Source organism: Kitasatospora sp. MAP5-34 (genome assembly GCF_029894335.1).
GTDB lineage: Bacteria > Actinomycetota > Actinomycetes > Streptomycetales > Streptomycetaceae > Kitasatospora.
Window position 1 is genome coordinate 31,367 of record NZ_JARXZC010000020.1, and the last position, 12,715, is coordinate 44,081.

11 protein-coding genes and 1 tRNA gene are annotated in these 12,715 nt (G+C 69.0%); 8 read left to right on the forward strand and 4 right to left on the reverse strand.

What is annotated here, in order from left to right; all coding sequences use genetic code 11:
- Nucleotides 1–5 precede the first annotated feature (5 nt).
- From P3T29_RS17900 to P3T29_RS17920, 5 genes are all read left to right on the forward strand, one after another.
- Nucleotides 6–1,229 carry a branched-chain amino acid ABC transporter substrate-binding protein gene (locus P3T29_RS17900; RefSeq protein ID WP_280717493.1) on the forward strand — a complete coding sequence of 408 codons (1,224 nt, stop codon included), beginning with the start codon at nt 6–8 and terminating at the stop codon, nt 1,227–1,229.
- A 114-nt stretch (nt 1,230–1,343) separates the two neighbouring features.
- Nucleotides 1,344–2,273, forward strand: coding sequence for a branched-chain amino acid ABC transporter permease (locus P3T29_RS17905; protein ID WP_280717494.1), 930 nt, complete (start codon nt 1,344–1,346; stop codon nt 2,271–2,273).
- Between the two features lie 5 nt (nt 2,274–2,278).
- On the forward strand, nt 2,279–4,204 hold the full coding sequence (locus P3T29_RS17910) for a branched-chain amino acid ABC transporter permease (RefSeq protein ID WP_280717495.1): 1,926 nt from the start codon (nt 2,279–2,281) through the stop codon (nt 4,202–4,204).
- 8 nt (nt 4,205–4,212) lie between these two features.
- Nucleotides 4,213–5,184 carry an ABC transporter ATP-binding protein gene (locus tag P3T29_RS17915; protein ID WP_280717577.1) on the forward strand — a complete coding sequence of 324 codons (972 nt, stop codon included), beginning with the start codon at nt 4,213–4,215 and terminating at the stop codon, nt 5,182–5,184.
- On the forward strand, nt 5,181–5,897 hold the full coding sequence (locus P3T29_RS17920) for an ABC transporter ATP-binding protein (RefSeq protein WP_280717496.1): 717 nt from the start codon (nt 5,181–5,183) through the stop codon (nt 5,895–5,897). Before P3T29_RS17915 ends, P3T29_RS17920 begins: the two co-directional genes overlap by 4 nt.
- A gap of 326 nt (nt 5,898–6,223) precedes the next feature.
- Here the strand turns inward: P3T29_RS17920 and P3T29_RS17925 are convergent, their stop codons facing one another.
- Nucleotides 6,224–6,886 (reverse strand): response regulator, encoded by a 663-nt coding sequence (locus P3T29_RS17925; RefSeq protein ID WP_280717497.1) that lies wholly within the window; start codon nt 6,884–6,886, stop codon nt 6,224–6,226.
- Nucleotides 6,887–6,981: 95 nt separating this feature from the next.
- Here P3T29_RS17925 and P3T29_RS17930 point away from each other — a divergent pair.
- Nucleotides 6,982–7,056: transfer RNA gene (locus tag P3T29_RS17930), tRNA-Leu, on the forward strand.
- 259 nt (nt 7,057–7,315) lie between these two features.
- Nucleotides 7,316–7,951 carry a hypothetical protein gene (locus P3T29_RS17935; RefSeq protein ID WP_348532838.1) on the forward strand — a complete coding sequence of 212 codons (636 nt, stop codon included), beginning with the start codon at nt 7,316–7,318 and terminating at the stop codon, nt 7,949–7,951.
- A 111-nt stretch (nt 7,952–8,062) separates the two neighbouring features.
- Here the strand turns inward: P3T29_RS17935 and P3T29_RS17940 are convergent, their stop codons facing one another.
- Together P3T29_RS17940 and P3T29_RS17945 are read right to left on the reverse strand one after the other, a co-directional pair.
- Complete coding sequence (locus tag P3T29_RS17940; RefSeq protein WP_280717499.1) at nt 8,063–9,097, reverse strand: carbon-nitrogen hydrolase family protein; 1,035 nt, start codon at nt 9,095–9,097, stop codon at nt 8,063–8,065.
- Between the two features lie 503 nt (nt 9,098–9,600).
- A complete protein-coding gene (locus P3T29_RS17945; RefSeq protein ID WP_280717500.1) occupies nt 9,601–9,876 on the reverse strand; it encodes a helix-turn-helix transcriptional regulator in 276 nt (91 codons plus the stop codon).
- Between the two features lie 63 nt (nt 9,877–9,939).
- Here P3T29_RS17945 and map point away from each other — a divergent pair, with 63 nt between their 5' ends.
- Entirely contained in the window at nt 9,940–10,707 is a 768-nt protein-coding gene (gene map / locus P3T29_RS17950) for a type I methionyl aminopeptidase (RefSeq protein WP_280717501.1), read from the forward strand.
- Between the two features lie 238 nt (nt 10,708–10,945).
- On the opposite strand, the gene pyk is transcribed toward map, so the two are convergent.
- On the reverse strand, nt 10,946–12,376 hold the full coding sequence (pyk, locus tag P3T29_RS17955; RefSeq protein ID WP_280717502.1) for a pyruvate kinase: 1,431 nt from the start codon (nt 12,374–12,376) through the stop codon (nt 10,946–10,948).
- Nucleotides 12,377–12,715: the final 339 nt, after the last annotated feature.

Consider the following 12,715-nt stretch of genomic DNA (forward strand, 5'->3'; position numbering starts at 1 on the left):
CCCTCGTGCGTAATCGTTCACTGCTCGTCGTGAGCCTCGCAGTCGTCGGAGCGCTCTCCGTCTCCGCCTGTGGCTCGCGCGGTGGAAGCAAGACCGGCACCGACAACGCGGGCGGGACCACCGTCACCATCGGCGTCGACGCCCCGCTCACCGGCGACCTCTCCGCCCTCGGCCTCGGCATCAAGAACTCGGCGGACCTCGCCGCCAAGCAGGCCAACGAGAAGAACGAGGTCCCCGGGGTCACGTTCAAGATCGAAGCCCTGGACGACACCGGCAAGCCGGCCCCCGGCCAGCAGAACGCCACCCAGCTCGTCGCCGACAAGACCGTCCTCGGCGTGGTCGGCCCGCTCAACTCCAGCGTCGCCCAGTCGATGCAGCAGATCTTCAACGACGCCAACCTGGTCGAGGTCTCCCCCGCCAACACCGGCGTCGCACTCAGCCAGGGCGAGAAGTGGGCCACCGGCGTCAAGGCCCGCCCCTTCAAGTCCTACTTCCGCACCGCCACCACCGACGCCGTGCAGGGCCCGTTCGCGGCCCAGTACCTGATCGGCGCGGCGAAGAAGAAGGTCTTCCTGATCGACGACCAGAAGACCTACGGCGCCGGCCTCGCCGCCACCTTCAAGGGCGAGTTCACCAAGCTCGGCGGCACCATCGTCGGTGAGGAGCACGTCAACCCCGACGACCGCGACTTCAGCGCCATCGTCACCAAGGTCAAGGCCGCCGGGGCCGACGCGGTCTACTACGGCGGCGAGTACCCGGCCGCCGGCCCGCTCTCCCAGCAGCTCAAGGACGCCGGCGTCAGCATCCCGCTGATGGGCGGCGACGGCATCCAGAGCGACGAGTTCATCAAGCTCAACAACAAGGCCGAGGGCGACCTCGCCACCTCCGTCGGCCTCCCCGTCGAGCAGCTGCCCTCGGCCGCCAAGTTCATCGCCGACTACAAGGCCGCCGGCTACAAGGACGCCTACGAGACCTACGGCGGCTACTCCTACGACAGCGCCTGGGCGATCATCGAGGGCGTCAAGGCCGTCGTCGCCGCCAACAACGGCAAGGTCCCCAGCGACGCCCGCGCCAAGGTCATCGCAGCCGTCCAGGCCGTCTCCTTCAACGGCGTGACCGGCACCGTCTCCTTCGACGAGTACGGCGACACCACCAACAAGCAGCTCACCGTGTACGCCGTCAAGGCCGGTAAGTGGGCGGTGGAGAAGTCCGGCACCTTCGCCGGCTGACCCACCTTCAAACACTGAACAACCCGCGCGGGGGCGCCACGAGCGCCCCCGCGCCAGAGCCTGGGCTCTTACATCCACCCCCACCACGCGTATAACGCACACGGAGGCCGAGCGGTGAACCAACTACCGCAGCAGCTGGCCAACGGCCTGATCCTGGGAGCCCTCTACGGGCTCGTCGCGATCGGCTACACGATGGTCTACGGCATCGTCCAGCTCATCAACTTCGCCCACGGCGAGATCTTCATGGTCGGCGGCTTCGGAGCCCTCACCGCCTTCCTCGCCCTCCCCGGCGGCACCACCCTCTGGATAGCCATCCCGCTCATGCTGGTGGCCGGCATCCTCGTCTCCGTCCTGGTCGCGATCGGCGCCGAACGCTTCGCCTACCGGCCGCTGCGCACCGCCCCCCGGCTCGCCCCGCTGATCACCGCCATCGGCCTCTCGATCGCGCTGCAGCAACTGGTCTTCTCCTTCTACCCGGACGCCAAGAAGGCCCGGGTCTTCCCGCAGATCCCCGGCTCGCCGTTCAACATCGCCGGCATGACCATCCAGCGCAGCGACCTCTTCCTGATCGTCGCCGCCCCCGTCTGCATGCTCGCCCTCGGCTGGTTCGTCACCAAGACCCGCTCCGGCCGCGCCATGCAGGCCACCTCGCAGGACCCCGACACCGCCAAGCTGATGGGCATCGACACCGACCGCATCATCGTGATGGCCTTCGCCATCGGTGCCGCGTTCGCCGCCGTCGCCGCCGTCGCGTACGGGCTGCGCACCGGGCAGATCGACTGGCACATGGGCTTCGTCCTCGGCCTCAAGGCGTTCACCGCCGCCGTCCTCGGCGGCATCGGGAACATCTACGGCGCCATGCTCGGCGGGCTCGTCCTCGGCCTCGCCGAAGGACTCGCCACCGCCTACATCCAGCACGTCCCCGGCATGCAGCTCTTCGGCGGCGGTGCCTGGAAGGACGTCTGGGCCTTCGTACTCCTCATCGTCGTCCTCCTCGTGCGGCCGCAGGGCCTGCTCGGCGAGCGCGTCGCGGACAGGGCGTGACCACCATGACGACCACCGAAACCACCCCGGTCATCCCGCTCCCGGCCGGCACCGCCCGCATCCTGACCGCCGTCGGGGCCACCGCCACCGCCGCCTCCGCCTTCCTCGCCTGGACCTGGACCTCCGACTTCCCCGGCGACCTCACCGTCACCGGCTACCCCGGCGGCCTGCAGTGGCTCACCCTCGTCGCCGGCGCCCTCACCCTCGTCCTCACCCTCGCCTCGTACGGCCTGCGCGGCCTGCGCTGGACCAGCCCCACCCGCAGCGACAACGGCATCCTGCTCGCCGCCACCGGCGGCGCCGTGGTCACCTGGGGCACCCTGATCGCCATCGGCGTCGAACTCGGCGGCATGGCCAACCTCGAACCCGGCGGCTGGGTCGCGGGCGTCGCCTCCGCCCTCACCCTGATCGGCGCCCTCGGACTGCCGCTGGACCGGCACACCCGGCGGCCGCTGCAGGTCCTCAACAAGTGGTGGTTCACCGCCGTCCCCGTCACGCCGCTGCTCTACCTCGCGGCGACCGGCGTGGACTCCTCCCGCCCGGTCGCCCCCGTCCTCGTCGTCCTCGCCCAGGGCGGCCTGGCCGCCGCCGGTGGCGTCGTCCTGGTGCAGGCACTCATGCTGCTCCGCACCTGGCTCCGGCTCACCACGATCGAACGCCGGACCGCGCCGCCCCTCGAACTGCCCTCCTGGGTCGAGGTGCTGCTCATCATCGCGGCCTTCTCCGTCGGCCTGTTCGCCATCACCTTCGGCATCGACACCGAGTACGGCGAACTCTTCACCGGCTACCTCGTCCTGGCGGGCACCGGCGTCGCCGCACTCACCAAGTCCGGACTGATCGCCCGGCTGCGCGCCCTGACCGTCAAGCACCGCCCGGTCACCACCGGCGCCGCCTTCGCCGCCGCCGCCGGCTTCCCCTTCACCCAGAGCAGCGACCAGTACACCTCCGTCGCCACCAACATCCTGATCTTCGCGACGGTCGCACTCGGCCTCAACATCGTGGTCGGCCTGGCCGGCCTGCTCGACCTCGGGTACGTCGCCTTCCTCGGCGTCGGCGCCTACGCCGCCGCCCTGGTCTCCGGCTCCCCCGCCTCCCCGATCCACGTCGCGTTCCCGTTCTGGGGAGCCGTGCTGACCGGCGCGGCCGCCTCGATGATCTTCGGCGTACTGATCGGCGCCCCCACCCTGCGGCTACGCGGCGACTACCTCGCCATCGTCACCCTGGGCTTCGGCGAGATCTTCCGCATCACCATGAACAACCTCAACGGGACCACCGGACCGAACCTCACCAACGGCTCCAACGGCATCCCGCGCATCCCCGACCTGAACATCTTCGGCTTCGACCTCGGCAAGACGCACACCGTCTTCGGCATCGACCTCGGCCGGTTCTCCAACTACTACCTGCTGATGCTGATCGTCACCGCCTTCGTGGTGCTGGTCTTCTCCCGCGTCGGCGACTCCCGGATCGGCCGCGCCTGGGTCGCCATCCGCGAGGACGAGACCGCCGCCCAGGCCATGGGCATCAACGGCTTCCGGCTCAAGCTGCTCGCCTTCGCCCTCGGCGCCTCGCTGGCCGGCCTGGCCGGCACCGTACAGGCCCACGTCAGCTACACCGTCACCCCCGACCAGTACACCTTCGCCGAGGCCCTGCCGCCGAACTCCGCGTTCCTGCTGGCCGCCGTCATCCTCGGCGGCATGGGCACCATCAGCGGCCCGCTGCTCGGCGCCACCCTGCTCTTCCTCATCCCGAAGAAGCTCGAGTTCCTCTCCAACTACCAGCTGCTCGCCTTCGGCATCGCGCTCATCGTCCTGATGCGCGTCCGCCCCGAGGGCCTGATCGCCAACCGGCGCAGGCAGTTGGAATTCCACGAGGCGGACATCCCGGCCCAGGCCGCCCCGAGCGACACCGCACTCACCAAGGCAGGGGCGTGAACAGCCACATGACCACCTCCACCGCCCCCGTCACCACCACCGGGGACCCCGTCCTCGAAGCGACCGGCGTCATCATGCGGTTCGGCGGCCTCACCGCCGTCAACAACGTCGACCTCACCGTCAACAGCGGCGAGATCGTCGGCCTGATCGGCCCCAACGGCGCCGGCAAGACCACCTTCTTCAACTGCCTCACCGGGCTGTACGTGCCGACCGAAGGCACCGTCAAGTACAAGGGCACCGTCCTGCCGCCCAAACCCCACCTGGTCACCCAGGCCGGGATCGCCCGGACCTTCCAGAACATCCGGCTGTTCGCCAACATGACCGTCCTGGAGAACGTCCTGGTCGGCCGGCACAGCCGCACCAAGGAGGGCCTCCTCTCCGCCGTACTGCGCGGCCCCAAATACAAGCGCGCCGAGGCCGAGAGCCGCGAAAAGGCCATGGGACTCCTGGAGTTCGCCGGCCTCGCCGACAAGGCCGACCACCTCGCCCGCAACCTCCCCTACGGCGAACAGCGCAAGCTCGAGATCGCCCGCGCCCTCGCCAGCGAGCCCGGCCTCCTCCTCCTGGACGAACCGACCGCCGGCATGAACCCCCAGGAGACCCGGGCCGCCGAGGAGTTGGTCTTCGCGATCCGGGACAGGGGTATCGCCATCCTGGTCATCGAGCACGACATGCGGTTCATCTTCAACCTCTGCGACCGGACGGCCGTCCTGGTCCAGGGCCAGAAGATCGTCGAAGGCGACCGCGAGACCGTCCAGAGCGACGAACGCGTCATCACCGCGTATCTGGGTGCCCCGCTCGAAGGCACTGCCGAGGCTCCTGCGGCTGCGGACGCGGACGCGGATGCAATCGCGGACGCGCCGGCCGATCTGCCGGCAGAGGCAGCTGCGGATCCGGTCGAGGAAGCGGACGCAGAGCCAGCAGCGGAAGCAAGCACCGCCAGCGCTACCAGCACTACCGGTACGGAGGACGAGAAGTGACCGCTCTCCTTGAGGTCGAGGACCTCCGCGTCTCCTACGGCAAGATCGAGGCCGTCAAGGGCATCAGCTTCACCGTCAACCAGGGCGAAGTCACCACCCTCATCGGCACCAACGGCGCCGGCAAGACGACCACGCTGCGCACCCTCTCCGGTCTGCTCAGGCCCACCGCCGGGAAGATCACGTTCGACGGGCAGCCGCTGAACACCGTCCCCGCGCACAAGATCGTCGCGCTGGGCCTGGCCCACTCCCCCGAAGGCCGGCACATCTTCCCCCGGATGAGCATCGAGGAGAACCTCCTCCTCGGCGCGTTCCTCCGCCGGGACCCGGTCGGCATCACCGAGGACGTGGAGCGCGCCTACACGCTCTTCCCGATCCTCGGCGAACGCCGGAAGCAGGCGGCGGGCACCCTGTCGGGCGGCGAGCAGCAGATGCTCGCGATGGGACGGGCACTGATGTCCCGGCCCAAGCTGCTGATGCTGGACGAGCCTTCGATGGGGCTCTCGCCGCTGATGATGCAGAAGATCATGGCGACGATCATCGAACTCAAGTCCACGGGCACCACGATCCTGCTGGTCGAGCAGAACGCCCAGGCGGCGCTCTCGCTCTCCGACCAGGGCTACGTCATGGAGACCGGCCGCGTCGTCCTCACCGGGACGGGCACGGACCTGCTGCACGACGAGTCGGTCCGGAAGGCGTACCTCGGCGAGGACTGACCACGCGTCACACACCCACCTGCTTCGCCCCGCCGGATCGCGGTTCGCCCGGCGGGGCGAAGTGCTGTCCGGGCCTGGCACCCGACAGTTCTCGGCGGCTCGACCGGCCGCCCACTCCCACAAGGCCCCGCCGGGGGCCCACGACGGAGCGCGGCAGTGCCAGGCCGCCGACGCCGGCACCCGCCACTCCACCCCGCTCGTCTGCCAGCTGTCACCGGCACGCTGACCACCCAGCGCAGGACGGGCGCCCCAGGGGCAGCACTTCGCCCCGCCGGATTCAGACACATCCGGCGGGGCGAAGTCGCGAGTTCTCCCGGGTCGAGCGGTCAGCCCTCGGACGGCGACTCGGCCTCGGACTTCTTCCTGTCCTGGGCCACACCCTCCTCGATCACTGCCTCGGCGACGGCGGCCATCGTCATCCGACGGTCCATCGAGGTCTTCTGGATCCACCGGAAGGCGGCCGGCTCGTTCAGGCCGAACTTCGTCTGCAGCACGCTCTTCGCCCGGTCGACCAGCTTGCGGGTCTCCAGGCGCTGCGAGAGGTCGGCGATCTCCTCCTCGAGCGTGCGCATCTCCGTGTAACGGGAGACCGCCATCTCGATCGCGGGAACGAGGTCGCTCTTGCTGAACGGCTTCACGATGTACGCCATCGCACCGGCGTCCCGCGCCCGGTCGACCAGCTCGCGCTGTGAGAAGGCGGTGAGCATCAGCACGGGGGCGAGATGCGCGGCGTGGATCTGCTCGGCGGCGGACAGACCGTCCAGGATCGGCATCTTCACATCGAGGATCGCCAGGTCCGGGCGGAGCTCCTCGACCAGCTTCACCGCAGTCGCTCCGTCTCCGGCCTCGCCGACGACGGTGTAACCCTCTTCTTCCAGCATCTCCTTCAGGTCGAGACGGATCAGCGTCTCGTCCTCGGCGATGACAATTCGGGTGATCTGGGGCGAGTCGGTGTCAAGCGCCACGGGCTGCTCGTCGGCGGTACTCAAGGGACTCCTCGTTCTGGCGGGGGCTGCATGCACGAGGGTACCTAGACACTGTATGTTTGAAGCACGCACTCAGGGGTTTCACCTTTGATTGCCAGGCCCCGATAGCCCAATTGGCAGCAGGCGAAGGTCTCAAACACCTTACAGTGTGGGTTCGAGTCCCACTCGGGGCACTTTTCCTTCGATTCGAAGGCTCTTTACCAAGTATTTGCCGTTGGCGATCTTCATACCTGCGGATGAAGATACTGCCGAATCCATCATGCGAGACGGCTTCCCCTGCTAACTGTTCGTGACATGTACGACATGGCTACGCGTCAGCACGCAGTCGCCCTCCACGAGTCCGGACTCACCATCAGCGAGGTCAGTCGAGCGACAGGAGTCTCGCGGTTCTCCGTCCGTGAATGGACGATCCGCATCACTCCGAGCCCCCTGATGACAGCCGAATGTCCCGTCAGATCAGGAACGCTCTCCACGGACCGTCCAAGGGCCGACTACGCCTACCTGCTGGGCCTGTACCTGGGCGACGGTTGCATCAGCGAAGGCCGTGGGGGCGTCCACGCCCTGCGCATAGCGTGCGGGAACGCCTGGCCCGGGCTCATCGACGAGTGCGCGCGGGCGGTCACGGCGGTGCTGCCGACCAATGGTGTCTCCCGCGTATCAGCCCCCGGCTGCACGTCAGTTGTCAGTACCAGCAAGCACTGGCCCTGCCTCTTCCCTCAGCACGGACCGGGGCCGAAGCACCTGCGCCGCATCAGCCTGACGGCGTGGCAACAGCAAATCGTCGCGGAACATCCGTGGGAGTTGCTGCGCGGGCTGATCCACTCCGACGGCTGTCGGATCACCAACTGGGCCACCAGGACGGTCGCGGGTCAGTCCAAGCGCTACGAGTACCCGCGCTACTTTTTCACCAACACGTCCGCCGACATCGTCCGGATCTTCACGGGCACCCTCGACACCCTCGGCGTGGAGTGGAAGGTGGCCGCGCGCTCGAACGGAGCCGTGAACGTCTCCGTCGCCCGCCGGGCGTCAGTCGCCCTGATGGACGAGCACATCGGCCCCAAGTACTGACGGTCGCCACGAGTGCATCGAAGTCCAGCGCCCTCGCACTCCAGCACGCCTGATCGGAGGGGTTCGCGGCGCGGGAGCCGTCCCGTGCCGCGAACCCCCCGGATTTCCGCGCTAGAAGGCCGCCGTGCGGTCTGAGCTGCGCGGGTCGGTCACCTGGTGCCCGGCGTACACGCCCGCGCGCGACTCACGACGCCAGGGGCGTGCGTAGGTCACCGCTTCGGCGGCGGCCTCGGAAGCGTCGTCGAGGTCCACGACCGCCACCGACGGCGAACCGTCCGCAGGGCACCGCTCCAGCCAGTCGCCGCCCGGGGCGATGACTCCGGACGGTGCCGTCGCGCTGTGCTGCGTCGGCACCGAGAAGCTGACCCAGTAGCTGTTGGCCGCAGCGTGGCCCTGGGCCTGGACGGCGGCGTTGCCCGGGGAGACGCCGGTCGTGGAGAACAGGACGCAGTCGACGTCCAGTTTCTCGTACTCGGCGAACAACTCCGGATAGTGGATCTCCATGCCGAGCAGGCAGCCGAAGCGCACACCGTCGACGTCGAAGGTCACTGGCGAGCTGCCCGGCGAGTACAGGTACGAGACCTTCGTGTTCGACAGCAGGCGCTCGTCGTACCGCGTGACCACCTCGCCTCGATCGGAGATGACGTAGAGGCTGTTGTGCGGGCGGTTCGGCTCGCCCAGGCGGTGCACCGAGGCGATCACCGTCCACAGCCGCAGCTCACGTGCCGACTTGGCGATCGAGGCCAACTCCGCTTGCAGGACCGGCCACTGGCACCGCTCCCAGTCCGCCGGACCGACCGCGTCCGGGCTGTCGACGGACATCACGAGCTTGTGGGGAGAGCAGATCGCGCCTTCCGGGAAGTGCACGATCCTCGCGCCCCGAGCACTCGCCTCACGCATCAGAGCACGGACCTGACGGCCGCTCTCGCGCAGCGCGTCCACATCGCGGGGGTCCTCGCGGACGGGGGTCTGCGCGACGGCGAGCCGGACGCGCTTGGGGTTCGCTGCTGCCGGCCTGACGTCCGTGACGTCCGTGACGTCTCCCGAAGGAGTCGGACGGAAGTGCCGGAGGGCGGAGGTGTAGGACTCGCCGGTCTTGGCGGCACGGGCGCGCACCTGGCGCTTGAAGTTGCTGTGGGCTGTCATAGCGGCCTTCCACGCCTTGAGCGACGGCTCCCCAGCAACCTCGCCCGAGGCGATCGGGCTGCGACAGCGACCTGAGACGGCTGGTCCCTTTGCCTCCGCTGGGAGACCGTGCTGGGGACGGTCGCGGGAGGTTCGGCGTAGGCCACGCAGTCCGTCATCATGCCGTCGCCCACGGGCTCCGTCAACCTCCCTCGACTTCCGTCAACCTGTCCGGCGCGCCGTCGAATTCAACCGACCCGCGCCCGGAAGACCTGCGGACGGCCGGCTCCGAAGTGACGACCCGGCACTTGCGATCGGCAACTCGGGCCGACCGGCAAAACGGTGGGCGGCGTCGCGACGCCAGGACGGTCGCCCGGTCGGCTCGCGAAGTCCGTCGGGAGTTGACGCGGGAGTCCGCGTCATGCCGCGTAGGGGCCGGAGATCTGGTGTCGTGCGGCACTGTCGGCATTGCCGTGCCATGTCAGGGATGCGCGCTTCCCGGCCGGACGGCATGCGCCTGACGTTCACGCCGACCTGGCCTGCCCGTCGCAGTCGGCATCCTCCGCGCAGGCTGCGGCCAGGTCGTCCAGCGACAGGTCCAGCGCGTAGGCCAGGGCCGCCACGGTGAAGAAGGCCGGGGTCGGGGCCCGGCCGGTCTCGATCTTGCGGAGTGTCTCTGCGGACACCCCGGCCGCCGCTGCCACGTCCACCATGCTGCGGTCGCCGCGAGCCTGGCGGAGCAGAGCGCCGAAGCGCTCTCCGCGTTGCCGCTCCTGCGGACTCAAAGGAACTCTCACCATACCCGTGATACTAATACCGGTATAAGTATTGGACAGCGACGCATCGCAGAGGAGTCACGACACATGGTGGAGATCAAGACCGACATGGCACTGGAGACGATGCGAGAAGCCGGGCGGGTCGTGGCCCACGCACTCGCTGCCGCCCGCGAAGCGGCAGCCGTGGGGGTCCGCCTGCGCGAGCTCGACGAAGCCGCCCGCACCGTCCTGACCAAGGCCGGGGCGCACTCTCCGTTCCTGGGCTACCAGCCCTCCTTCGCCCCCGTCCCCTTCCCCGCCGTGATCTGCGCCTCCGTCAACGACGCCGTCGCGCACGGCATCCCCGACGGCTACCGCCTGCGCGACGGCGACCTGGTCAGCATCGACTGCGGAGCCGAACTCGACGGCTGGACCGGCGACGCCGCGATCAGCTTCACCGTCGGCACCCCCCGCCCCGCCGATCTGGACCTCATCGCCGCCACCCAGCGGGCGCTGGACGCCGGCATCGCCGCCGCCACCGTCGGCCACCGCATCGGAGACATCTCCCATGCCATCGGCACGGTCGCCCGCAAGGCAGCGTGCGGCATGCCGGCCGACTTCGGCGGCCACGGCATCGGCCGCCAGATGCACGAAGACCCCCACGTCCCCAACCACGGACGCCCCGGCCGAGGGTTCCCCCTGCGCCACGGCCTCACCCTCGCCATCGAACCCATGCTGATGGCCGGAGGACGCAACGACTACTACACCGACCCCGACGGATGGACCCTGCGCACGATCGACGGCAGCCGAGCCGCCCACATCGAGCACACCGTCGCCATCACCGACGACGGCCCCCGCATCCTCACCCTGCCCTGACCTCGAATCCGCTCACACCCGGTAGCCGCGCCGCCTGCTCCGCACTTCTGCCACCCGGCCCGAATGGCTTCCGAGGACTTCGAGGCTTCCGAAGCCGACCGCCAGGACCGGCCGTCGACGGCCCCGGACAGCTGTCGGCGACCGCCCCGCCCGCAGCGCAGACGAACGGGCGGCGTTCCCTCGAAAGGAGGGCGCCGCCCGCGTATGTCCGTACGAGAGCCGTGCGGGGTGCTGGGCGTCAGTTGTCGAGTTCGCCGACGTGGTGGACGCGGACGAGGTTGGTGGAGCCGGCCAGGCCGGGGGGTGAGCCGGCCGTGATGACGACGATGTCGCCCTTCTGGCAGCGGCCAAGACTGAGCAGCTGGGAGTCGACCTGGGCGACCAGTTCGTCGGTGGTGGGGGCGAACGGGCCGAGGAAGGTCTCGACGCCCCAGGTGACGGCGAGTTGGCTGCGGACGGCCGGCTCGTAGGTGAAGGCGAGGACGGGGATGGGCGAGCGGTAGCGGGTCAGCCGGCGGGCGGTGTCGCCGCTCTGGGTGAAGGCGACCAGGTACTTGGCGTTCAGGAAGTCGCCGATCTCGGCGGCCGCGCGGGCGACCGCGCCGCCCTGGGTGCGGGGCTTGTTGCGCTCGGTGAGCGGGGGGAGGCCGGCCGCGAGGACGTCCTCCTCGACGGCCTCGATGATGCGGCCCATGGTGCGGACGGTCTCGACGGGGTACTTGCCCACCGAGGTCTCGCCGGAGAGCATCAGCGCGTCGGTGCCGTCGAGGACGGCGTTGGCCACGTCGGACGCCTCCGCCCTGGTCGGCCGGGAGGCGTTGATCATCGAGTCGAGCATCTGGGTGGCGACGATGACCGGCTTGGCGTTGCGCTTGGCGAGCTTGATGGCCCGCTTCTGCACCAGCGGGACCTGCTCCAGCGGCATTTCGACGCCGAGGTCGCCACGGGCGACCATGATGCCGTCGAAGGCTTCCACGATGGATTCGAGGTTGTCGACGGCCTGCGGCTTCTCGATCTTGGCGATGACCGGGAGGTAACGGTTCTCCTCGGCCATGATGCGGTGGACGTCCTCGATGTCCTTGCCGCTGCGGACGAAGGAGAGGGCGATCAGGTCGGCACCGGTCCGCAGGGCCCAGCGCAGGTCGGCGACGTCTTTGTCGCTGAGCGCGGGGACCGAGACGGCGACGCCGGGGAGGTTGAGGCCCTTGTGGTCGGAGATCAGGCCGCCTTCGATGACGATGCAGTGCACGCGTCCGCCGTCGACGTGGGTGACTTCGAGGCAGACCCGGCCGTCGTCGATGAGGATGCGCTCGCCGCGGGAGACGTCCGCCGCGAGGCCCTTGTAGGTGGTGCCGCAGATGTCGCGGTCACCGACCACACCGTCCTCGACGGAGATGGTGAACTCGTCGCCGCGTTCAAGGAGTACCGGCCCGTCGGCGAAGGTGTCGAGTCGGATCTTCGGACCTTGGAGGTCGACCAGGACGCCCACGCTGCGGCCGGTCTCGTCGGAGGCCTTGCGGACGCGGCGGTAGCGTTCCTCGTGCTCCAGCTGGGAGCCGTGGCTGAGGTTGAATCGGGCGATGTCCATGCCGGCGTCGACCAGGGCCTTGATCTGGTCGAACGAGTCGGCGGCGGGCCCGAGGGTACAGACGATTTTTGCTCGGCGCATAGTCACGAGCGTAGGCATTACCGGTGCGTAACAACGACGTTCCAGTGGTCCGCCCGGTGGCAGTTGGCGAACGATTCGGTGAACGGGCTGACACGGTGTGACTTCGACTTCTGCGAGGTCGAGTTGGAGCGCCGTGCCGATCCGGGGCCGGGCGGTGGGCCTCCCCGGCATCGGCACGGACCACCGGGACATCAGCACTTCGAGTGATGGAGAGCGGTGACGTTGACTCACACTCGCGTCACCTGCGGGTCTTCCAGTACTCACTTGTTGGAAACCTTCGGGGGCTGTTCGCCGACCGGATTCTTGTGCAGACTTCTACGCGCGTCACTAGTACTTGCT

Excerpts from the sequence above, each read along its gene's own strand:
- P3T29_RS17910 (WP_280717495.1), top strand. The coding sequence starts at position 2,279 with ATGACGACCACCGAAACCACCCCGGTCATCCCGCTCCCGGCCGGCACC.
- P3T29_RS17915 (WP_280717577.1), top strand. The coding sequence starts at position 4,213 with ATGACCACCTCCACCGCCCCCGTCACCACCACCGGGGACCCCGTCCTC.
- P3T29_RS17935 (WP_348532838.1), top strand. The coding sequence starts at position 7,316 with ATGACAGCCGAATGTCCCGTCAGATCAGGAACGCTCTCCACGGACCGT.
- P3T29_RS17940 (WP_280717499.1), bottom strand. The coding sequence starts at position 9,097 with ATGACAGCCCACAGCAACTTCAAGCGCCAGGTGCGCGCCCGTGCCGCC.
- P3T29_RS17945 (WP_280717500.1), bottom strand. The coding sequence starts at position 9,876 with ATGGTGAGAGTTCCTTTGAGTCCGCAGGAGCGGCAACGCGGAGAGCGC.
- map (WP_280717501.1), top strand. The coding sequence starts at position 9,940 with ATGGTGGAGATCAAGACCGACATGGCACTGGAGACGATGCGAGAAGCC.
- pyk (WP_280717502.1), bottom strand. The coding sequence starts at position 12,376 with ATGCGCCGAGCAAAAATCGTCTGTACCCTCGGGCCCGCCGCCGACTCG.